The organism is Rahnella sp. ChDrAdgB13, assembly GCF_017655185.1.
In the GTDB taxonomy this organism is placed as follows: domain Bacteria; phylum Pseudomonadota; class Gammaproteobacteria; order Enterobacterales; family Enterobacteriaceae; genus Rahnella; species Rahnella contaminans.
Genome location: NZ_JAEMGT010000123.1, coordinates 1 through 19,903 on the forward strand (window position 1 = coordinate 1; position 19,903 = coordinate 19,903).

The window sequence follows — 19,903 nt, forward strand, 5'->3', positions numbered from 1 at the left end:
CGACGTTGCCGCGCAGCTCGCGCGCTTTTGCTGTCAGGGTTTGCAGGTTCATTGTTGCGCCTCCGTTGCTTCGGTAGCTATTTTCTGAATGAGCGTAATCAAATCAATCAGCAATGAGCGTTCTTCTGGCTCGTCGAGAACCATAGCAGCGGTGGCAAGTGAACTAACCCCAATAAGGGCGCTTTCAAGAGCGATAGCATCACGCATGGCGCACCTCCACAGGCAGACGGCCAGAAAAAACCATCACGAAACCGACAGGCGACATTGAGCGGGCTTCACGTTCGGAATTAGCGGTAATGTGAACAATAGCGCTGCCAGTGGCGCAGAGAGCCAGAAAGCGGAATCGAAATTTAGGGTGATTTTGGGTAGGGGTTGCCATCATGATGATGATCTCCGTTTAGTTTTAGGAGTCACCACCTGAGTTTCCACGCTCATGATTGGTGGTGACGCTGATAGGGGTGGAAATACCGGCCTAAACGGATACCGGCCAGCCCGAAAGCTGCCCTACCAGCGCCACCATTGATTTTGCACGGATTGATACCGCTGAATATGGGGTGCTGATATTACGACAATAAAAAAGACGCTATAGGCGTCTGTGTCGCCGTTTAGTTCTCCGAGTTTCCACGCCCGGCACCTGATTTTGCAGGCGCAAACAAAGCATAACCGCACTTTGCGTATGAGAGCAAGCGCCTTTTCTACTTTGTTATTGTGACATCCAGATTATAAAAATAACTATCAGCAGCGCAGCCACCCAAAGCATTGCCTTTTTATTTTCAGAACTGAGATGCGATTTTTCATGTTTTACTTGGTCTTTTCTCGCCAAAAACTCCTGCCTGGCGTTTAACTGTTTATAATTTTCGCCAATCTTTATTAGTTCATCGGCTCGAATTTTTTCGACGGATTTTTTAAAATCTGAAACCCACTCAGAAGGCGCAATATTATCCTTTTCAATTTTTAACTGACGACAGAAATTATTGCGCATTTGTTTAGCTGTCACCTTGGGGTCAATAGCTATCGCATCTACGCAACATTGCAATGCATCCTCTACTCTCCCCATATCACCCAAAACGACAGCCTTTGCTTTCAATGCAATAGCGCCCCAAGACAGGCCATGAAACATGGTTCCGCAACACTTCAATACCTTATCCATAGAGTTTAATGCTATCTGATAATTTATTTCATTTTTGTCATGTAAAACAAAAAATGTTGGTAAAGAATCAATAGATGATAGTGATGCAAACTTTACAATATCCATATAATAATCAGACCTATTAATGATAACCCCCTCGTCATCAATAGCATACGCCCCAAAGTTCAGTTTAACTAAAAGAGTATCGCTATTAGGCGAAAACAAATATTCATTAGCCACTCCCCACTCTGGATTTATTGTAAAAACTCTCTCCAGAGTTTCTGTATTCAGCTTAATAAACTTCCCTGCATCCGGGGATTTCGAATTGGCTAAGTGTATATAAAAGTATTTTCCAGACGGAGACAGTTTATAGTTATGCTCAAGGGCACCAAATCTGATAGTCTTCTTATTATCTCCATTCGTTATAGTAACGCTAGTTGTTAGCGTCTTCCTTCCATTCCGCACCGAAACTTTAAGCATCATACCCTCGCAATATTATCCAAATTTTGAGGGCATTATGCCAATCGGTGCATATACTCACCATATACCAGTTAAGGTTACCGTCCCCCTATTCAGTAACTTTGCCACGCATTTTGGCTTTCCGTTCATCAGAAAACGTATCCAGCCCCCTCACCTGGCTTTTCTTCTCCAGCCAGCCCTCAACCTCACTGCTATACCAGAAGTTGCGCCGCCCAAGCTTGAAGGGGAGCGGAAAAGCCTCACCCTTGTCTTTCAGGAACGCATAAAACGCAGAAGTTGAAGCGTAGCGAAGACGCGCCATAACTTCATTTGTGAGCATAATTTCACTTTGAGTATCGGACATAAGCCCTCCCATTGAACTGAATTTAATATAATACAAATGAATATAAAAACATCAAAACACCATCAATCACACATAAAAAAAGACCGGTTTTAGCCAGTCTTTCAGATAGATAAATTAACACTAGATAGGCATTACCCAACCAGCCTTAGCCCCTTATCCCCGCTAGTTTCCAGTATTTCTCCACGCTCCGCGGCTTCGACAAAATCCCCCCACCACTCCATCATTACCCGCCGCTTATCCAGATAAGTGGTGCGATTGTAAATATTGCGAATTGCATTGCCGCTTTTATGCGCCAGCGCGGCCTCAATTACATCAGGATGAAACCCTTCTTCGTTTAATATCGTTGAAGCCATCGCCCGAAAACCATGCGGCATGACTTCCCCGCGAAACGGTGAACTGCCAATTATGCGGCTCAGGTTGCCTCTGCTTATCGGTACATCAGCGCGAATGAGGGAAGCAAAGACAAATCGCTCCCGCCTCCACCTTGCCGCCTCAGTGAGCAACCGTAAGGCTGCGCCGGACAGAGGAACTGTGTGCTCTCTTTTTCCCTTCATCCGCTCTGCAGGAATCGTCCATAGCGCCCGATCAAAATCGATTTCGGCCCATTCCGCCCGAACGGATTCCATTGGCCTAACCATCGTTATGATCTGGAACTTGAGGCAAAGAATCATCAGCGGCGATTTATCCACGGCATTCCAATACTTAAGAAATGCAGGAAGCCGATGTTTATTGAGGGCAACAAAGGGAGTTACCTTAACTGGCGGGAATGCTTTGTGTATTTTTATAAGGTTGTTTTGCTCAATAATTCCGGTGTTAACTCCATAATCCATCACGCAATTAATACAACTGATTAACCGCATACGCATGTTAGGGCGGTCTTCATAGGGTTTTAGTGACTGGATAACATCGACAGCTTTCACGCTGCCGATTTGGCGATCTCCCATAATTTCTACAATATTTTTTACCAGGGTTTTGTTAGAAAGCCGGGTACTTAATCTGATACCGCTGCTGTTCTTCATGGTTAACCAGTCCTCAGCCACGGTGCCAACTGTTTGTGAGTATTTTTTTAGATTCTCAACCTTCTGTTCTTTCTTCACTTCACCAGGATCTATACCTCTGGCAAGGAGTTTGCGTAATCGCTCTCTTTCTGCTCGTGCCTCGGCAAGCGAGAACTCCGGGTATTTTCCTATGGTGAATGTCTGCCGTTTATTCGTCACTGGGTGAACATATCTAAGCCGCCACGATTTGCCTCCCGATTTAGCAACAAAGAGCACTAAGCCGAACCCGTCAAAAAGGGTGTAATCCTTTTCCTGTGCTCTGGCATTCTTCACCTCGGCATTGGTCAGCGGTCTAATCGTCATTTTTATTTACTCCTCTAGTGCTCCGTAAGTTAGTCCCTCGCATAGTCCCTAATTTCACGGTTTTACCCGTAAACTTCCGAAGGAGGGCAAACTAAAAAGGACAGTTAAAGCCCCACGGTTCGCGGTTTCTGTCGGGCGAAAAGAAAACATACGGAATTCAAAAAAGGCAGAATGCCAACAATGTCAAAATACGTGGCGGAGTGCATGACAAACAGGGAAATACGGTTGAACTTATCTCCGTACTTACGCAGCCCGCGGGTCAGCGTCTTTTTGCCGTCGGTGGCAATATCGGCATCGACCTGCATGGTGCTGTTATTGCCAATCGCAGCAACCAATCCCTTGATGGCATATTTGATATAACCCTCGAGTGTCGCGTCAGCCGCGTCGGTTCCCACAACTTCGGAGAACTCAGTCACGTCACGACCGCGACGTTTAAAGGCTTCTTCGGTCGTTGAATACGGGCCGTATTTCCACGGTGCTTTCACGCCAATCGCTTCACCTGCGCCGATTTTTTTGTTTTCCACAGTATCCGTAGACGTCACATCGCGGAATTCGATGTTACCGCCCACCTGATAGAAGGCGCGTTTTTTGAAATCCCCTTCGATCATTTCGTTATCAAGAATGATGGCGCCATTTGACGCCGCGTTGAACACATCGAGATTATCCTGACGACGCTCAAGAAAGGCGGTTTGTGCCAGATCGTCATAAATAACCATATCTGTGTTGGTTGTGGTTTCTGCTGTCATGAATGTTCAGTCCTTATTTCGGAAGTCGTAGATAGGCCTGCTGGCCGTGTTTTTGAAGGAATTCGCTTTTTTGGGCAGACGACATTTCGGAGCGTTTCAGCCCGGCGTTGCTGCCCCCACCTTTATGCGCACCTGCTCCGGTGCCTTCGGCCTGCGGGAAAAGGTGGGGCGCACTGTCTTTCAGAGACTCAGCCCACTCAACCGGCGAAAGCGGAGTTTTACCGTCCTTACCGAGAATGGCGTTTCCATCAGCATCAGCCGCCACGGCATTGCCTTCCTCGTCAATGCGAAAGGTGCTGCGCGCACGTAAAATCAGGTCATCGGTGGCCGTCGGAAGGACACCGGCTTTAACCCCGGCTTCGCGGACAGCGTCATTGAGCACCCGATCACGAAACTTGTTGGCGAACGCTTCGGCCTGACCGGCGCGATCGTTGGCGGTTTTGATTTGTTTTTCAGCATCCGTACGCATACGTTCGGTGCGCTTCTCGAGCACCACGTCGAGTTTCCCGTCGGCGATCAGCTTTGCCTCTTCATCGTCGGAAAAACGCTGCAGGATGGAACGAACAGAATCGGGGTCGATTCCGTCGAAGGTTTTTAACGTCTCGGTGGCTTTTTTAAGTTTCCCGAGCAGCTCGTTATTTTTATTTTGCAGACCGGTCACCGAGTCATTAACCCGGGCATCGATAATGGCCTGCAGCTCTGGTGTGATTTCAGGCTCATTGCCACCACCATTACCGCCCCCTTCACCACCGCCCTCACCGGCCGCCGCGTAATATTTAATGAACAGGTTACGAAAAAGCATAATTTCCCCTCGGGATTGTGTTGCGGGGCTTTGCCCCATAAAAAAGCCCCGGCAATTGCCAGGGCGGATTGTGTAGAAATCAGGTTCAGTGGACGCCTGCACGCTCAAAGGCAGAGGCATCTTTCTGTTTAAGCTGTGCCAGCGTCAGGTAAGTCCCGTCAGCGGTGTAGAACTGCGCCAGTTCCAGACCACCCTCACGCATGAGCTTTGCCCGCGTCGGGCCAAGAATTTCATCCTGACGGCCGGGGCGCTGACGCTCTATCCATTTCTGATAGGTAATTTTCGCCGGTAAGTCACCGCTGAGCGCCTGCTTTTCGTTACCGGTCAGGTCATCAGGCAAAAGCCCCATTTCCTGCCAGCTTTTAAAGACCAGCGTATACAGCGAGCGACAATGAAAATGCAGTTTACCGGGGCCGTCTCCCCACGGAATATCGTGTTTTACCGGCTGATTATCCGGGGTGAACAGCAACCCGTCGCGAAGGCGGCACGGCGGCGAGGTTTTATTATCCAGCGTGGAGAGCCATTGTTTGGCCTTGATCAGATGGTCGTTTGAAACCGCAATCTGCTCACGCACGACACTGGCAGCGTGCGCTAAAGTGCTGTAGCCAATCGCAGCCGCGTTAGACTGGCTTCTTTGCAGTGCCCCGTCCTTAAACGACTTCGCTTTCGTGCCACGTACGTCGCGCGCTATCTGGTCGGGGGCTTTGCCCTGAGCTAACCCCGTACGCACGGTATTCACGATACGCGCGAAGCGGTCCGCCTCGAGCTTATCTGTCCACCCCCTGAGAGTGTAACCGTGGAAAGGTTCGGTAACCGTCTTGGTATACGCTGCGCCCGCATCCACCTTTTTCAGCAGTCCACGCTTACTGACCACCTCAGGCAAAAGCGATTTCATCAGGTCGAAACCGAATCCGGCCTCATATTCTGTGAAATCTTTCAGCACCTGCCCCAGTTCTGAAAAAAAACGGGTCACTGCTTTTTGATTGATTTCACGAACCGATTTTAACACCCTGCTGAGAGACTTCACCGACTGTCCGCCTGTTGGCAAATCCTCAAGCGTCACCAACAGCTTTACCGCCAGGTCTGCATCATCAGCACTGAGAGATGAAAGCAGGCGTTTCACCCCCCCTGACTCATACCGCGTCAGGTAAACGCGGTGGGCGATCAGTTCGTCACGCAGCCGTGCGTTTATTGTTGTCATCGTTCAGTCCGATAAAATTGGGCGCGTTGTCTCTCAGGGTCTGAATCACGTCGTCCGGATCGTCCGCCGGGTCGATGATGTCCAGTTTTTGCAACGTGCGGATCAGATCACTGTCGCGTATCGCGCCGGACTGCCAGGCGCTGACGATAGCGGTTATCATGCCGGAATCGGCCACCTTGCTGATAAACTCCTGGTTAATCGCATAGCCCCAGCCGCCGGAATTGTCGCCGATGTAGCGTGCGCACCAGTTCAGCGCCCGCGTGTAAGCCTCGGAGACGTTGGAGACGCAGATACTCAGAAGAGACGTCGAAGCGCTTTGTTCGCTGTCGGCCTGCGTGGCGGTCTTCACCACCGCGTTTTGTTCAATCAGCCGGGCACCGAGCGCCACCATGTAATCACGCTTACTGTCCATCGCCTCTTTTGCCAGCATGTTTGGCTGCGCCTGCGCATAACCAAAGGAGCCATCTTTAGGCAGCATCAGCGGGTTGCGGGAACCGACCTTAACGCCCGTTTTTTCCAGATGATCGCGCCAGCCGGTATCAAGCCCGGACATCCACGGCTGTACCTGTCCGCAAAACCACACGCTGTCCTCATAGTCGGCGCTGTTGCGGTAGTGTCCGAGGTTTATCTCAGCCAGTGCAGCCAGCGGCGGCTCGTCGAGCGTCTGGTCGTTATTCTGAGCGCCGATAAAGGTGAACGGGATTTCATCCCACGGCTTATTCGCCGCAAAAGCACGGGGGATGGTAGTAGAAACAATCGAAAACGCGCCGGTATCCTCGACGCCAGCACGTTTCCATACCCGGCAAACGAACGCGCCTTTTTCCAGCGCCAGTTCACGGTACTGCACCCGCTCTTTAAACCCGAAGCCGTCCGGCTCCTCGACGCACTCCCGAAGCACCACCAGCACCAGTCGCGTGCGCCCGTTGATGGTCTGCGTGCGCCAGTTGATGATGTCCTCTGTGCGGTAGACCACGATAATCGGCCTTTCACCGTCGCTGGCATAATCGACATACAGGCCTTCACGCCCCGTTTCGAGGACGTTCTCGAGCACAATCTGAGACTGCTGATAAATGCTGGTACCGGCACCGTCGGCATTCTCAATCAGACAGGCCAGCTTTGCCGGAGCATTCATCGTGGGCACTTTACGGAAGGCCATGCCGAGCATGCCGATTTTCGTGTTGCAGGTGATCGGGTAAAACACCGCGCGCATCCTGTAGTCTTCGTTTCTGTGGCGGTTGCGTGCGGACCTGTCCGTCGGATCGAGTTTGGGTAAATAGGTATGCCCTTCCCGTTTAACCGCCTCGGCGCCGCTGCACACGTCACGCGCCATCTTCCACAGGGGCATTGCCGCCCTGTGTTCAGGACGGGCAAAAGCAATGTCGTAAGTTTCACTCATCAGAATGTCGTATCCAGTTTGATTGAATAGGCAGGTTTGTACGGCGAATGGAGAACACGGTAGCGGGTGGCGTCCCAGTCGTGATCTTCCTGCGTGGTATCCACGTCGTCCGGATTCTTCGAGTCGCGAACCAGCGTAGGCACGCGGCTGATCCAGCCCCGGCAGTAGTCGAAAACATAGAAACCAGGGTTTTCAGGCATACCTGATTCCTTGGTTTTCCCCTCCACCACGGCCTCAAGCATGTCCGCAAAAAGCGCGGCGCCATTGATGCGCGAGCCGGGACTTTTGTTGGCTGCAATCCAGTTAACCCCCTGTTTTTCCATTTTTTCAGCAATGGAAAGCTCTTCATCGGAGGTGTTATAAATCGCGCCATCAGCAGGACCGGGCACCACGCGCGAACAGATACCGGGCATGATATTCATCTGCCCTTTTCCGATGGTTTCCTCAGGCTGTTCAACATCTTCACCGGCCAGCCGCTGATCAACCCATTTCACGCCTTTGGCAACATTGGTCGACGACATTTTCAGGCCCACGTTCATCTCGTCCGGCGGGCAGCCGTACCACTCGCCAATCAAAATGAGCGAACCTGCAGGCGGGCAGAATGTAGAACCGTCTGGCCGTGTTGCCGTGGTCCCATCTGCACGCGCCCACCATAGATTCGAGAAGGGTTTCGATTCGCCCCAGTCATGCGAGCGGTCAACCGTCCAGCTGTGCGGGATGGTGAACGGCTTGATAACGTGCGTGCTGTTATCCCAAACATGGTCAAACCGGCCACCGCTGGTGACGTCCCAGGAACCCTCAACCCACGCTTTACGCATGTTCGGGTCTTTAATATTCATGATCCCAGCGATGTAGCTGGGATCAAGAAACGGGTTTTCTTTATACGAACCGTGCAGCGCTACGCGGGTGAGCGTGATCGGCTCTTCCGTCTGCGTCTGAGGATTAAAAACAGACTGCGTATCACGAAAAACAGAGCCACGCGGCACCGGGTCGATGAAACGTTTTTTTACCCAGCGGTGGCCGATGCCATACGGGTTTGTCGTACTGAACGTTTCGAGCGGAATTTTTGGCAGAAAACGCGGAATGGCGTGCCGGTGGTTTTTTTTCACAAACCGCACAATGCCAGTTCGCTTGTATTCGTCTCCGTCGATAGTGACGGGGAAATTTTCCGGTAAAAATGACGAGCGGCGGCATGAGAACATCATTTCGTACAGCTCGGAGGTGGGCTGTTTGGTCAGTTCGTTGAAGCCGATAAACGGGAATTCTTGCCCGTGGAAATTCCAGTAATCATCCTCCGTGCTGCCGAAGCGAAATAATAATTCTTCGCCAGTGCGCCACACCCATTTCAGCTCTGAACCAGAACTGAGAAATCGTGCCCTATCGCCGAACGGCCGGTACATACGTTTCGACTGCACGATAATGTCGGCGAGGTTTTTGTATTCGACGTCAAAAATAATGCCTCGCCAGAATGATCCGTAGCCTACCCCGACATTTCGCCGGAAACGAGCTAATTGCGCCGCTGTTTTCCCAGGACCGCGTGTGCCTTCGAATAGAATTTCATTGCAGGGGCAACTTAAAGCGAGCGACTGCGACCCCGGAAGGGGCTTCCATACGAGGTTATATTTCATTTGCCTAACGATTTATCCTGCTGTGCTTGGGCGAATTTCTCCCAGTCATCAACATTATCAGTGGTAGGAACAGGCATGACGTTCATCACGCTGTCATCGTCGTTTTCTTTGCGGTTCTCGATAATTTTAATCAGCATCGCACGGGCGGCCTGCTTACTCTCCGTCAACACCTCAATGCCAGTTTTGGTCTGTTTCACGCCAAGGTAGTAGTGCTGACCATCGCCATCGAGATCACGCGTGTCCGCAATTTTTATTTCGCCCTCGCCCTCACCATTGCAGCGTGGGCAATCCGGGTTAGGATCTGCGTTAGAAACAAAACCAAGCCCGCCGTATTCCGGTGGTGGTTTACTGTCTGCCGTGGCTTTACGTTCTGCGCGGTCGTATTCACTTTCATCACGCCACTGATAACAATGTTCGTCACCCCAGCAATACCGGCAATTTACGCGTCGATACTGTGCAACCTCATTCGGGTCTGCTCGGGTAATGGCGACGAGCTGATCAACGATTTCGTCCAGCTCTGCGGAGTAACGTTCGCGTACACGATTTTTCAGCGCCCTGATGGCTTTTGAAACCTTATCCTTTCTGTACAGCCGACTCGCCCCGACGTATGCAGTGTTTCCCTGACCTTCATAGCCTGCAAGCCTGTACGCCTCCACCCGGCTATCAGTCTTTAAATAATGGAATACAAAGTCAGCTTCTTTTAACGTGAGGCCATATTCATCAGGGTCGAAGTCCAATTCTGTATTTGCGGGAAGTGAACTTTTTACCTCAGCTGTTTGTTCTTGAGCATCGACCATTTCCGACCGGTTAGCTTTCCGACCATCTACCCGACCATTTGCATTTTGGTCGGATTTTTTGGTCGGATTAGTCGGTTTTTTTTTAACGACTTTGGCCGGTGCTTTATTACGGACCCAACCTCTTCTCTCAGCTAAATCAATCAGCGTGGATTTCTTTAATCCATGCTTGTCTGCAACCTTTTGGATCGAGAGGATGCCAGCACAGTAATCAGCTCTAATGTCCTCTTCGTTCCGGTTACTCATTCGTCGCTATCCTGTTGTTTCTCACGCCTCAGTAATTGCTGATATGCGCCGGTGTCACCGCCTTTTGCTCGCCGATAAAGTACGCCTCTCAATTCAGCCTCGCCTTTTGCTCTGCCTTTTCTGATTTCCACCCTGAACTTGGAAATAACGTCCCGGTCTTTTTTCAGCTCCTGCAAATCAATATCCAACACGTCCGCTATCTGTTGTTCCGTCAACCGGCGTGCAGCCAACACTTGCACCTGCTCCGGGTTGAACATACACACCTCGTCTTTATGGTCCGCGTCTTCGCTGACCACCACGAAAAAGGGCCCCCCTTAGGCAGCCCTTGATAATGTACGTGCAGGTTGTCAGGCGTAACTGAACATCTGCAGTTGAAGAATGACGAAATCAATTTCAGGTTCGCTCTGACCTAACCCCCGAGACAAAATATATGCGGCATCTGCATTAGGGTTGTCACGCAGTACTGATAAAATCTTTTGTGCAAAATCGTTCAATTTCATGACGTTAACCTTTATCGTTTTCCTGCGGTGACACTACCTCTACCGCTTCGACGCAGCAACTCAACTCATCGAACGTTTTACCCGTTTCTTGATGCACAGCATGTAAACCAGTAAAAACCTGCCAGCGACGGATTATGACGTCGACATAACGCGGATCCACTTCCAGAAGCCTGCCATTACGCCCTGTGACCTCACATGCAATAACGGTTGTTCCACTACCGGCGAAACTGTCCAAAATAATATCGCCGCCGCGGGTATTGTTCAGGATCTGCCCCTCGAACAATTCAACCGGCTTAATGGTTGGGTGTTCAGCATTTTTCTGTGGCCGGTCACATTCCAAAACTGTCGACTGCTTTCGATCCCCCGCCCATAAATGCGCAGCGCCACTTTTCCAGCCGTACAGGCAAGGCTCATGCTTCCAGTGATAATCACTGCGGCTCAGCACATGCGTATTTTTATTCCAGATTAGGCATTGGCGGATCTGCCACATGACATCGCCAGCTGCACCGCGAAAATTCATACCTTCCGACTCAGCATGCCATATATAAAAAACAGCGCCTGGCTTCATAACAACATCTGCCGCCGTGTAAGCCTTCACCAAAAACTTACGAAACAGGCTGCTTTCCTGCGCGTCGTTTTGTATGGTCATCGCTTTGCGGGTTTTCCCGACATAACCAACATTGTAAGGAGGATCCGTGAGCCACATATCAACCAGTTGACCAGCGCAGAGTTTTTCCACTTGCTCAGGAACAGTCGCATCCCCGCATAACAGACGATGCCTACCGAGAAGCCACAGATCGCCTACCGCCGAAACAACGCTGTTCTGCGGGTCGGGCACATCATCCGGATCAGTTTTGCCAGAAGCCTGCTCTGCCAATAAATCATCAACAAAGCCAGAATCAAAACCAACCAGATTAATATCAAAACCATCTTGTAGAAGAGACTCAATCTCAACTTTAAGCAATTCTGAATTCCAGCCGCCATTCAGCGCCAGCTGGTTATCAGCCAGGCGATACGCACGTTTCTGTGCGTCGGTTAGTCCAGAGAGCGTGATTGTCGGTACCGAAGCAACGCTCAATTCCACGGCAGCCAATACGCGCCCATGACCCGCGATAATTTCCCCTTTCTCGTCAATAAGAACCGGGTTAGTCCACCCGAACTCTTCGATGCTGGCGACCAGCTGCATGACCTGGTCCTCGTCATGCGTCCGGGCGTTGCGCGCATACGGCGTTAAATCCTTTAACGGTCGATAGATGATTTTGAGTTTTTCAGTCATATCCCCGCTCTCAAGTAATAAAAGCATTTATGGCCAGTGCGCTGGGTGCGCGGCGGGTGCCGTAATTGCTTTGGTAATCACTATCCAGCGCCATCGTAATGACGCTCTGTAGTATTCACCTGGGATTAACCACGCTTGAACGCATAGCTTCCAATGCCATCGCGCCCTAAATCACTTTCAACGACGTTATGCTCTGCCAGTTCAAATCCCAGTTCGTGGAACCATTTGATCAGCCCGCTGTGCGTAAAGTAGAAAATATGCTCGTTTTTCCTGAAATGGCGAGAACGCAATATATGCTCTGCATTTTCAAAAATAGGCACAGACACAAAAACCCATTTCTCAGCCTTCCCTACGGCAATTTCAGGTCGGTCTATGTGTTCTATAGCATCCCAAAAACTTAATGCGGGATATCGGCCAGCGTATAAATCTGCCCACAGGCCACGCCGTTGCAACCACTCAACACCTGCGGGATTAACATCATATCCTTTCGTGTCTGGGCGAGATTCAACGAACTGGCCAGCGCCGATCCCTACATCCAGCAACGGGCCGTTATAATGGCGAGCAACAAGACGAACGCGCGCTGCCGTGAGTTCACGTCCTAGCTGCGTATCGGCCATTTCTTGATAGCGGGAAAAGTAATTTTCGTCATACGGCCGCTTTGTTGGCACGGGATAACGCCCTATACCGTGCTCGGGGAGCCAAACCAGTGAACTAGCCTGTAATTTGTTGAAGTTGCTCATATCAACCTTTCAATGTTTGATGCGGGATGAAATTCAGATTTAGCGCTAAGATATGCTGCATGCGCATCCTCAATAGATTCAAAAGTACCAAGGTGCCTCTTCTTGTAATCAAGCTTGATGCAAGATACAAACTTCCCTTTAGATGCCAGCCAGTAAACCCCTTGCGGCAAATGAATCCCGTCTGGTCCTGCTCGTTTTTTACTTCTAACGATGTTCTGAGTGTTGCGAGACTGGGAAATTAACCGGAGATTTTCGAGGCGATTGTCGCTAGGGTTCCCGTTGATATGGTCAACGACCTTCTTTTCAGGAATGCTCCCTTTTATCCATAACCATATAAGTCGATGCTCATAGAAATGTTTTCCACTAAACGAAATTATACGGTACCCATTTTTGGCTTGGCTCCCCGCGCGGTCTCCTATTGCAATCTGCCTATTTGGCTGCCTAATCCAATGAAATACGCCAGTATGATCATCGAGAATGAGAAAGTGTTTTAATTTTGCGAGAGTTTCTGTTGTCACATTAAATTTTAGTGGCATGTACTCTCCTGCTTTATAGCGCCCGCATACACTTCATCGATAAAAGGTTTTACGCACTCAGCCAGGTTGCTGATTGTTTTGTCGCAATCATGTTTCATCTGCTGACAGCGGCAATATTTATCGGGATACACGAACAGGGTTTTTGATAAATCCATGCAACGGGGATCTGTAATCTTGCTGTGATGATTATTACCGCCATTTCCACCTTGCAGAAAAATAGTCGGCCTCACGTAAGCCATCGCTGCATGTGAAATAACACAAGCACCGGTCACCACAATATCGGCGCGTTCTACCAGCGCCAGCATCTGAGTAATCGACAGTTCGCCGTTATGCAGTTTTTCATGCGCGAAGGGCTCTAAATCGGGGATCCACTCCTGCCCGGGTTCGTTATCCGCAATACTGATCACATAAAACCCACGGGCCGCCAACATGCGGGATACTTCATCCACGTACTTATTTAGCGGGCCACGGCTGGCGTTGTGCCATTCGGTACGTTCGGTGGTCGGTCTGATCACTGCCAAAGGTTTGCCTGTTGGCAATGTCAAATCGGGGAGTGGGAAATGAGGCAAATCCATTTTCGCCGGCGCAATGCCAAACTGACTTTCCATCGCATCGAAAATGCTCCCCTCTAACAAATGCCGGTTGCCGTAAAATATCCGCTTTTGCGCGATGCCGGCTGGCTCGCGCCTGAATCTTGCCGTTGTGTTCAGCTCGTTTTTCTTTTGCGTGCGCAAGCGGGTATAACTTTTGACGAAATGAAGATTTGGAATACCGGCATATATTTCAGGCAGCGGCGTTTTCAACCAGACTTCTTTTCCATCCAGGCTAAGAGCCTTAATAAAACAGCGCTGATTAATATTATCCCCAATGCCCTGCATCCCTTCGAAATAAAGTTTTTCAGGCATGAAATACTCTCTCCAATGTACTTTTAGTGAAACTCGTTAATGTTGTCCGGCGGGAACAATTAATAACCTCAACACTCCGCATATTCTCAGCCAGGTATTGAAATTCTTCGCGCCAGCGTAAAACACTCGATGTATCTGGATTTTTCAACACGCCAGGATGATCCCCGTGCCAGTGTGTGCCTGCGTCAACCGCGCAGTCATACCCCAATAAAACGATCCGCGTGGCACCGAGATGCGCCGCAAACTGAATGGCCCGCATGCCCGAATTAAAGGTCGCGCAGCGTGGGGGGGCAAACAGGTTCAGGCCGTATCGATGAGCCGCCAGTGCAGAACAGGTCCAACACTCAGCCGGTACAGGTATTTCATGGCGATGTTGTTCCCACCATGCAAAGTCTCCCGCGTAGATGTACGTACATTCCGGCACCCTGCGCCAGCTGGAATTAACGGCAATAACCGGATGACCAGAGCGTGCTGCCAATAAACAATCCGAGCGGGTAAGTGACGGGCCGCTGGCGATGCAAATAAATGTCTTCACAGAATTATCCTCTGTGCATTGAAAGCAAGTCGAGTATTTCCCCGTAAATTTTGCATATCGACATGAAGCATTAAAGAATAAAAATCCACAAAGTTAACGCATGGGTTAATTTTACAGAACATTATAAATATCCATTATTCTCCGGAATGTCCGGCAGCATATCTTTGAGAACAATGCAAAGCCCCCCTGTTAATGCAAGGTTTAAACATCACAGGTCAGAATGGCTGACCAATTTATCGACTGAACGCAAACAATGAGAAAATTAGTCATCATCATTCTAAGCGTGCTACTTCTGGCTGGTTGCGCTGTCAAAAAAAACGGAGGATGATTTTTCCACACGCAGGAGTTCTCCTCCCGACTGTAGCCCAAGCCACGATCACATCATCATCTGCGACTGGGATGTGCCTGACGCATAAGCATTATCGAGCGCCCCAGTAAGAGACGCTCTGTAACGCTTACTTCCCAGCGGTAACGTTCTGTCCGTTATCTTCGCTGTGCTTGTACTGCAGGTGATCCGCGTATGCCTGCACTTCTGCGGTGAAGTCAGCTTTGGCATCTGCAGCAACCTGTTCAGCCAGCGCCTTCGCCACTACGCCGGACTGTTCGGCAAATGCCGCCGCAATCACGTCGAAGTTATCGCCACAGGTCTGACGCACGGTGTCTTCATCACTCAGAGTCAGGTGACCGACAAACTCAGTAACGGCTGAATTGATTTCATCTTCTGCAGGTGCGGTGTAAATCTGCTCGACAATCGCCGCAATAACCGGGGAGCCAACCAACAGGGCGACGGCTTTTTTCTGAATAGAACTTACAGTAATGGACATAGATATTTCCTTTTGGGATTTTGAAAATAGGCTTTTAAGCCAGTGGATAATGCACATGGAGTAACCCCGTATTCAGGGCATAAAAAAACCCGCAAGAAGCGGGTTGTGTTTAGCTCAGTATCTATAAATTTCGTCGTTCTACATCTTTATCAATCACCGACAGCGTATGATCAGAATCAAATGAACCAGTATATAGCTGCAAAATTTCTCGCGTCCGTACATTGAAATTAGGTTCTAAATCAAAGATGGTTACCTTTGCATATACACTACCGGCTTGTGTATCAAACACCTGATACTCAATGCGAGTTGCTGATTTAATTGTAAAAGCGTGCGTTACCACTAATATCGAATACTCATCCATCGCAGTTACCTTTTCATTTTCGATTAACCGTTCTAACAAGTAAATAAACACATCACATTGTTTCACATCATGTTTTCTGTCAGTTCAAACATTCAGTTCGAATATATTCCTGCAAATATCTCAGCTTTTGTTGGTCGCTGATGATACCGGCGCGGATATCGAGAACGTTTTGTTCAGCGTCTGCAGAGAGCTCGACGGTGGTTGCATTGCCCACGCCGCCGGGGTTTGTTTTAGTGCTGAGACCGGACACGGGACATCTGGCGTGGACGTACATGCGGCGAGAGCCATCGGCAAGCTGGCGGCGAAGATTATCATTCTCTGTTTCGGCAGCATTCAGCGCCTCCGTGTGAGTTTTATCGAGTGCGGCGAGTTTCTGCTGACGCTGGTTCATATCCGCTATCGTGGCGGCCTGTGTTTGCACCACTGCACGTGCGTCCCGGGCAGATTTTCGCCACGTTACGGCCTGATGGTAATAATGGTCAGCTGTCCAGCCCAGAATAAGTACAGCAGCGACCGCCCCCGCCGCTGCCAATAACCTGATATTCATGACAGAAACAGTTCGCGCTCTGCGGCCCGGCGACGCGTCAGCCCGGAAAGTACTTTTCCACCGGCTTTATTCCAGCGTAGGAACTCATCAGCAGCACCCACATAATCCCCTGCATTGAGCTTTTTCAGCAGTGTGGAACCTGCCAGTGCTGATACACCAAGGTTGTAAGCAAAATCGACTAATGCATCGAACTGGTTTTGGTTCAAAGGAACGGCTACCAGGCGGCTTACGCCCTGCTCGTACTGCACAACGCCTGTGACGAGCAGTTCATCAGCGACAGATTGGGTGATCGTCATACCCGCCCCCACCGGAACCCCGTTTACCGGCTGCGTCCATCCGTAGCCGATGGTCCAGACGCCAACGCTATCCTGATAGGCGGTTAACTCACAGCCTTCGAAATGTTTAATCAGTTCAAGACCCTTTTGACTCGTTTGCATTTTTCGTCTCCATATCCACGCCCCGCAAAAGGCGTCCTACGTTGCCACCTGCCCGGAATACGGACAGGCATAGCAGCAGATTAATCAGCACTTCCGACCAGTCAGTATAAAAGTACTCGCCGGTTAGTACCCGAATTGTAACGGCCCCTGTTGCAACAGTAAGTAACCAGGCAACAAATGCCATCAGCCGGTTGTGTCCTGATTTGCCACGGCGAAATGTCATCAATCGTATGGCGGTCCCTGCGCAGATAATGGCGTTCGCATTGAGCAATATTTCCTGAAAATTCATTACCGACCTCCACGAAATAGGGAAAGCAGAGAGGGACCGTCTTTTCCGCTTATCCCCATCAGGATACGGACAGCGGCCGCCGAAGCAACCAGTGCGCCGATGGGTAAATCAACGGCGGTTGTCTGAGGCAAAACAGCAGCAAGCAGGCTGGCGGTAAAAGGGGCGGCAACCAGTCCGGCTGCAAACGACAGCGCACCGAGAAACATTCGCCACCAAATTTGAAAATCTACCGCGCAAGCCACAAAAATTGCAGCGCCAGCAAAGGCCCCGATGACCGTTGGCCCGTCTAATGGTCCGAATATGCTGACCAGCGTGACACCGGCGACCCCGGCAGTAGCCAGACCGGTACCGGTTATGGGTTCTGTCACAGTGAGTACCTCTGAAATAAGAAAGGCCTCGCCGAAGCGAAGCCTGTAGAAGAAGAAACTTATCGCGACTGATGGGGTAACAGGTAATGAAGCTCTGTCTGTACATTAAACCCATACGCAACAAGATTAATTTCACTTAAAAAGTATTTAAATTCTTAAAATTTATTTTATAGAATCAGATTTTCCCTGGTATTGGCCTAATGTTGGCAACCTCACTCTCTGTCCTAAGCAGAAGTGAGGTTTTTTTTGCTCATCAGAACGATGACCTGCTATCAAAAACACGAAAACCCGCACATGACGGGCTTTGATTAACATTCTGCCGAGTTAATCACATGTAGATGTCTCAGCCTGCGGGGATAAGAGGGGGTATTTGCCGTAGTACCGAGAAGAACTCGCAGCTTCTGAACTATGAAGTTCGGCGGTACCAACCCGACAAAAACCGCCTACCTTGCAGTGCCAATCTATACCGTCAAAATAAGGCGTCGAGTAGAAGCTGTAGATAGCTCCATCACTGTCAGTAGCGATGTAGTTATGGTTTTCCGGGATAATAAATTCAACGCCGTAGTATTCGGTTTTCTTTATGATGTAGCCGTTACTGACGACTTTCATATTGCTAATCTCAGCTAGTTATGGCATGTGGTGTGAGCCAATTTGCCCGACACTCTATTTTGTCGATACTCCATGTCCATATTCAAGTATTGAGAGCCATGTACCTCGGAAACAAAATGCCATGATTCTGGATAAATGCACTCCGTTATTATCCATGACCTTCAGCCCCTCCCGCGTAAACCATGCTGCGCGAGTGAGCCATCGATGTATATGCTTATCGATTTTCATCTCATAAAAGAAAAGAAAAATTGAGCGCAGATAACGGGTTCCTACTAACATTCGGCTGAGCGCTGAAAAGGGTGCGGCCACAACGTGATGAGTGTGAATTCCAGCGCTCATGCGAATGAGTTTTCTCGTAACTCAGGGCTCAATCTCCCTGACGAAAAAACAATACGTGCTACCTGAACCTCTCGCCGGACCGTTAGTAACACCGTACTTCTCTACATGCACCACATGCACCACATGCACCACATGCACCAATTATTTTCACTGATTAGCCGCATCGATTAGAAAATTACCACATCACCAGAAATAATCTCAGCCGGATGTTTCCGAAATTTGAATAATTGGAAAGAACATTAAAGAACGGTAAACTTCCTTTTTTTTTAAGGAGGTTCAATATGTTCAGAAAACTAGCAGCAGAATTCTTTGGAACTTTTTGGTTGGTCTTTGGCGGCTGTGGTAGTGCGGTACTTGCTGCGGCATATCCAGAGCTGGGGATTGGTTTTGCAGGGGTAGCGCTCGCATTCGGCTTAACCGTGCTGACAATGGCATATGCTGTCGGCCATATTTCAGGGGGCCATTTCAACCCGGCTGTAACACTGGGGTTGTGGGCTGGCGGACGGTTTCCAACAAAAGATGTTGTCGGCTACATCGTCGCTCAAGTCATTGGCGGTATTGCAGCGGCCGCTGTACTTTATTTGATCGCCAGCGGGAAAAGTGGTTTTGATGCAACAATCAGCGGATTTGCATCAAATGGCTATGGAGAACATTCTCCTGATCACTATTCTGTTTTGTCAGCAATCGTCATTGAGATCGTTTTGACTTGTGGTTTCTTAATCGTTATTCATGGTGCTACCGATAAGTATGCCCCGGCAGGCTTTGCTCCTATCGCTATAGGCCTTGCTTTGACCCTAATCCATCTCATCAGCATACCTGTAACCAACACGTCAGTGAATCCGGCGCGCAGTACGGCGGTGGCTATTTTCCAGGGGGGGTGGGCATTGCAGCAACTCTGGCTGTTTTGGGTCATGCCGATTATCGGCGGTATCCTCGGCGGTATAATTTACCGGTTCTTACTTGAGAAACGTGATTAATCGACCCAAAGGCCTGACACTTTCAGGCCTTCTTTATATTAATCTTGGCTTGGGGGGCTTTCGACGCCTCCCCCCACCTACGTTTGAATTATTCAGTGTTTTAGAGCAAGCAAAAATAACCGCACTTGACGAGTTTCTTTAAGCATGCGGCTGAGGGGTTGGGTATCGATAGTGCACATCAAAAAAATCCCAACGCTCATGCGAATATTTTAATAGTTGCGGTGCCGGGTGCCTCCCGGTGAGCCAGGAAAGCTACAACCTGACCCGCTCTCTTTTAAGCGAACTTTCGACAACTCAGAATAGCTTAGCTCTACCGCTTAGGTAAAATTCACCGCATTCGACTGAGCGCTGAGACAGAAAATCAGCAGCACACGCGTTAAAATCCCGTCCCAACACTCATGCGAATACGTTCTCTGATCACTCATGGGTTACTGCATATTCCCTGATCAAAAAAACGCTTATTTGGAGCGGGCAGTGGGAATCGAACCCACATCATCAGCTTGGAAGGCTGAGGTAATAGCCATTATACGATGC

At 49.7% G+C, this 19,903-nt stretch carries 26 protein-coding genes and 1 pseudogene; 2 read left to right on the plus strand and 25 right to left on the minus strand.

Going from position 1 to position 19,903, the window contains the following annotated elements:
- Positions 1 to 48: 48 nt before the first annotated feature.
- The 18 genes and pseudogenes from J8X26_RS24010 to J8X26_RS24105 all read right to left on the minus strand — a co-directional run bounded on the left by J8X26_RS24010 (position 49) and on the right by J8X26_RS24105 (position 14,618).
- Positions 49 to 207 carry a hypothetical protein gene (locus J8X26_RS24010; protein WP_208952172.1) on the minus strand — a complete coding sequence of 53 codons (159 nt, stop codon included), beginning with the start codon at positions 205 to 207 and terminating at the stop codon, positions 49 to 51.
- Positions 200 to 382, minus strand: coding sequence for a host cell division inhibitor Icd-like protein (locus tag J8X26_RS24015; protein ID WP_244370832.1), 183 nt, complete (start codon positions 380 to 382; stop codon positions 200 to 202). Before J8X26_RS24015 ends, J8X26_RS24010 begins: the two co-directional genes overlap by 8 nt.
- 321 nt (positions 383 to 703) lie before the next feature.
- A complete protein-coding gene (locus J8X26_RS24025) occupies positions 704 to 1,369 on the minus strand; it encodes a hypothetical protein (RefSeq protein ID WP_208952173.1) in 666 nt (221 codons plus the stop codon).
- A gap of 328 nt (positions 1,370 to 1,697) precedes the next feature.
- On the minus strand, positions 1,698 to 1,952 hold the full coding sequence (locus J8X26_RS24030; RefSeq protein ID WP_208952174.1) for an AlpA family transcriptional regulator: 255 nt from the start codon (positions 1,950 to 1,952) through the stop codon (positions 1,698 to 1,700).
- Positions 1,953 to 2,083: 131 nt separating this feature from the next.
- The gene (locus J8X26_RS24035) at positions 2,084 to 3,313 is read right to left on the minus strand and encodes an integrase arm-type DNA-binding domain-containing protein (protein WP_208952175.1); all 1,230 of its coding nucleotides are present in this window, start codon (positions 3,311 to 3,313) and stop codon (positions 2,084 to 2,086) included.
- 176 nt (positions 3,314 to 3,489) lie between these two features.
- Positions 3,490 to 4,059, minus strand: a pseudogene (locus J8X26_RS24040) (major capsid protein); the annotation flags it as partial.
- 13 nt (positions 4,060 to 4,072) lie between these two features.
- Positions 4,073 to 4,861 (minus strand): hypothetical protein, encoded by a 789-nt coding sequence (locus J8X26_RS24045; RefSeq protein ID WP_208952176.1) that lies wholly within the window; start codon positions 4,859 to 4,861, stop codon positions 4,073 to 4,075.
- Between the two features lie 85 nt (positions 4,862 to 4,946).
- The gene (locus tag J8X26_RS24050) at positions 4,947 to 6,062 is read right to left on the minus strand and encodes a phage minor head protein (RefSeq protein WP_208952177.1); all 1,116 of its coding nucleotides are present in this window, start codon (positions 6,060 to 6,062) and stop codon (positions 4,947 to 4,949) included.
- A complete protein-coding gene (locus tag J8X26_RS27790; RefSeq protein WP_244370834.1) occupies positions 6,034 to 7,458 on the minus strand; it encodes a DUF4055 domain-containing protein in 1,425 nt (474 codons plus the stop codon). The genes J8X26_RS24050 and J8X26_RS27790 overlap by 29 nt, the downstream gene beginning before the upstream one ends.
- The gene (locus J8X26_RS24065; protein ID WP_208952178.1) at positions 7,458 to 9,086 is read right to left on the minus strand and encodes a terminase; all 1,629 of its coding nucleotides are present in this window, start codon (positions 9,084 to 9,086) and stop codon (positions 7,458 to 7,460) included. Before J8X26_RS24065 ends, J8X26_RS27790 begins: the two co-directional genes overlap by 1 nt.
- Positions 9,083 to 10,126, minus strand: coding sequence for a terminase small subunit (locus tag J8X26_RS24070; protein ID WP_208952179.1), 1,044 nt, complete (start codon positions 10,124 to 10,126; stop codon positions 9,083 to 9,085). The genes J8X26_RS24065 and J8X26_RS24070 overlap by 4 nt, the downstream gene beginning before the upstream one ends.
- Positions 10,123 to 10,425, minus strand: a complete 303-nt coding sequence (locus J8X26_RS24075) for a hypothetical protein (RefSeq protein WP_307803506.1) — start codon at positions 10,423 to 10,425, stop codon at positions 10,123 to 10,125. The genes J8X26_RS24070 and J8X26_RS24075 overlap by 4 nt, the downstream gene beginning before the upstream one ends.
- 48 nt (positions 10,426 to 10,473) lie before the next feature.
- Positions 10,474 to 10,626, minus strand: a complete 153-nt coding sequence (locus J8X26_RS24080) for a hypothetical protein (RefSeq protein WP_208952180.1) — start codon at positions 10,624 to 10,626, stop codon at positions 10,474 to 10,476.
- Between the two features lie 4 nt (positions 10,627 to 10,630).
- Positions 10,631 to 11,902, minus strand: coding sequence for a site-specific DNA-methyltransferase (locus tag J8X26_RS24085; RefSeq protein WP_208952181.1), 1,272 nt, complete (start codon positions 11,900 to 11,902; stop codon positions 10,631 to 10,633).
- Positions 11,903 to 12,027: 125 nt separating this feature from the next.
- On the minus strand, positions 12,028 to 12,642 hold the full coding sequence (locus J8X26_RS24090) for a methyltransferase domain-containing protein (RefSeq protein WP_208952182.1): 615 nt from the start codon (positions 12,640 to 12,642) through the stop codon (positions 12,028 to 12,030).
- Positions 12,639 to 13,178 (minus strand): HNH endonuclease signature motif containing protein, encoded by a 540-nt coding sequence (locus J8X26_RS24095; protein ID WP_208952183.1) that lies wholly within the window; start codon positions 13,176 to 13,178, stop codon positions 12,639 to 12,641. Before J8X26_RS24095 ends, J8X26_RS24090 begins: the two co-directional genes overlap by 4 nt.
- Entirely contained in the window at positions 13,169 to 14,083 is a 915-nt protein-coding gene (locus J8X26_RS24100; RefSeq protein ID WP_208952184.1) for a glycosyltransferase family 9 protein, read from the minus strand. The genes J8X26_RS24095 and J8X26_RS24100 overlap by 10 nt, the downstream gene beginning before the upstream one ends.
- Complete coding sequence (locus J8X26_RS24105; protein WP_208952185.1) at positions 14,076 to 14,618, minus strand: hypothetical protein; 543 nt, start codon at positions 14,616 to 14,618, stop codon at positions 14,076 to 14,078. The genes J8X26_RS24100 and J8X26_RS24105 overlap by 8 nt, the downstream gene beginning before the upstream one ends.
- Positions 14,619 to 14,871: 253 nt before the next feature.
- Between J8X26_RS24105 and J8X26_RS28105 the strand changes: the two genes are divergently transcribed.
- Positions 14,872 to 14,946 (plus strand): lipoprotein, encoded by a 75-nt coding sequence (locus tag J8X26_RS28105; protein WP_208952197.1) that lies wholly within the window; start codon positions 14,872 to 14,874, stop codon positions 14,944 to 14,946.
- A gap of 127 nt (positions 14,947 to 15,073) precedes the next feature.
- On the opposite strand, the gene J8X26_RS24115 is transcribed toward J8X26_RS28105, so the two are convergent.
- From J8X26_RS24115 to J8X26_RS24145, 7 genes are all read right to left on the minus strand, one after another.
- Positions 15,074 to 15,442 (minus strand): hypothetical protein, encoded by a 369-nt coding sequence (locus J8X26_RS24115; protein WP_208952186.1) that lies wholly within the window; start codon positions 15,440 to 15,442, stop codon positions 15,074 to 15,076.
- 121 nt (positions 15,443 to 15,563) lie between these two features.
- Positions 15,564 to 15,869: a hypothetical protein gene (locus J8X26_RS24120; protein ID WP_208952187.1), complete on the minus strand. Its 306-nt coding sequence runs from the start codon at positions 15,867 to 15,869 to the stop codon at positions 15,564 to 15,566.
- Positions 15,870 to 15,882: 13 nt separating this feature from the next.
- The gene (locus J8X26_RS24125; RefSeq protein ID WP_208952188.1) at positions 15,883 to 16,350 is read right to left on the minus strand and encodes a lysis protein; all 468 of its coding nucleotides are present in this window, start codon (positions 16,348 to 16,350) and stop codon (positions 15,883 to 15,885) included.
- A complete protein-coding gene (locus tag J8X26_RS24130; protein ID WP_208952189.1) occupies positions 16,347 to 16,787 on the minus strand; it encodes a lysozyme in 441 nt (146 codons plus the stop codon). The genes J8X26_RS24125 and J8X26_RS24130 overlap by 4 nt, the downstream gene beginning before the upstream one ends.
- Positions 16,762 to 17,076 (minus strand): phage holin family protein, encoded by a 315-nt coding sequence (locus J8X26_RS24135; protein WP_208952190.1) that lies wholly within the window; start codon positions 17,074 to 17,076, stop codon positions 16,762 to 16,764. The genes J8X26_RS24130 and J8X26_RS24135 overlap by 26 nt, the downstream gene beginning before the upstream one ends.
- Positions 17,076 to 17,444 (minus strand): putative holin, encoded by a 369-nt coding sequence (locus J8X26_RS24140; protein ID WP_208952191.1) that lies wholly within the window; start codon positions 17,442 to 17,444, stop codon positions 17,076 to 17,078. Before J8X26_RS24140 ends, J8X26_RS24135 begins: the two co-directional genes overlap by 1 nt.
- A 324-nt stretch (positions 17,445 to 17,768) precedes the next feature.
- Entirely contained in the window at positions 17,769 to 18,053 is a 285-nt protein-coding gene (locus J8X26_RS24145; protein WP_208952192.1) for a hypothetical protein, read from the minus strand.
- Between the two features lie 620 nt (positions 18,054 to 18,673).
- Between J8X26_RS24145 and aqpZ the strand changes: the two genes are divergently transcribed.
- Entirely contained in the window at positions 18,674 to 19,369 is a 696-nt protein-coding gene (gene aqpZ / locus J8X26_RS24150) for an aquaporin Z (protein WP_208952193.1), read from the plus strand.
- Positions 19,370 to 19,903 lie beyond the last annotated feature (534 nt).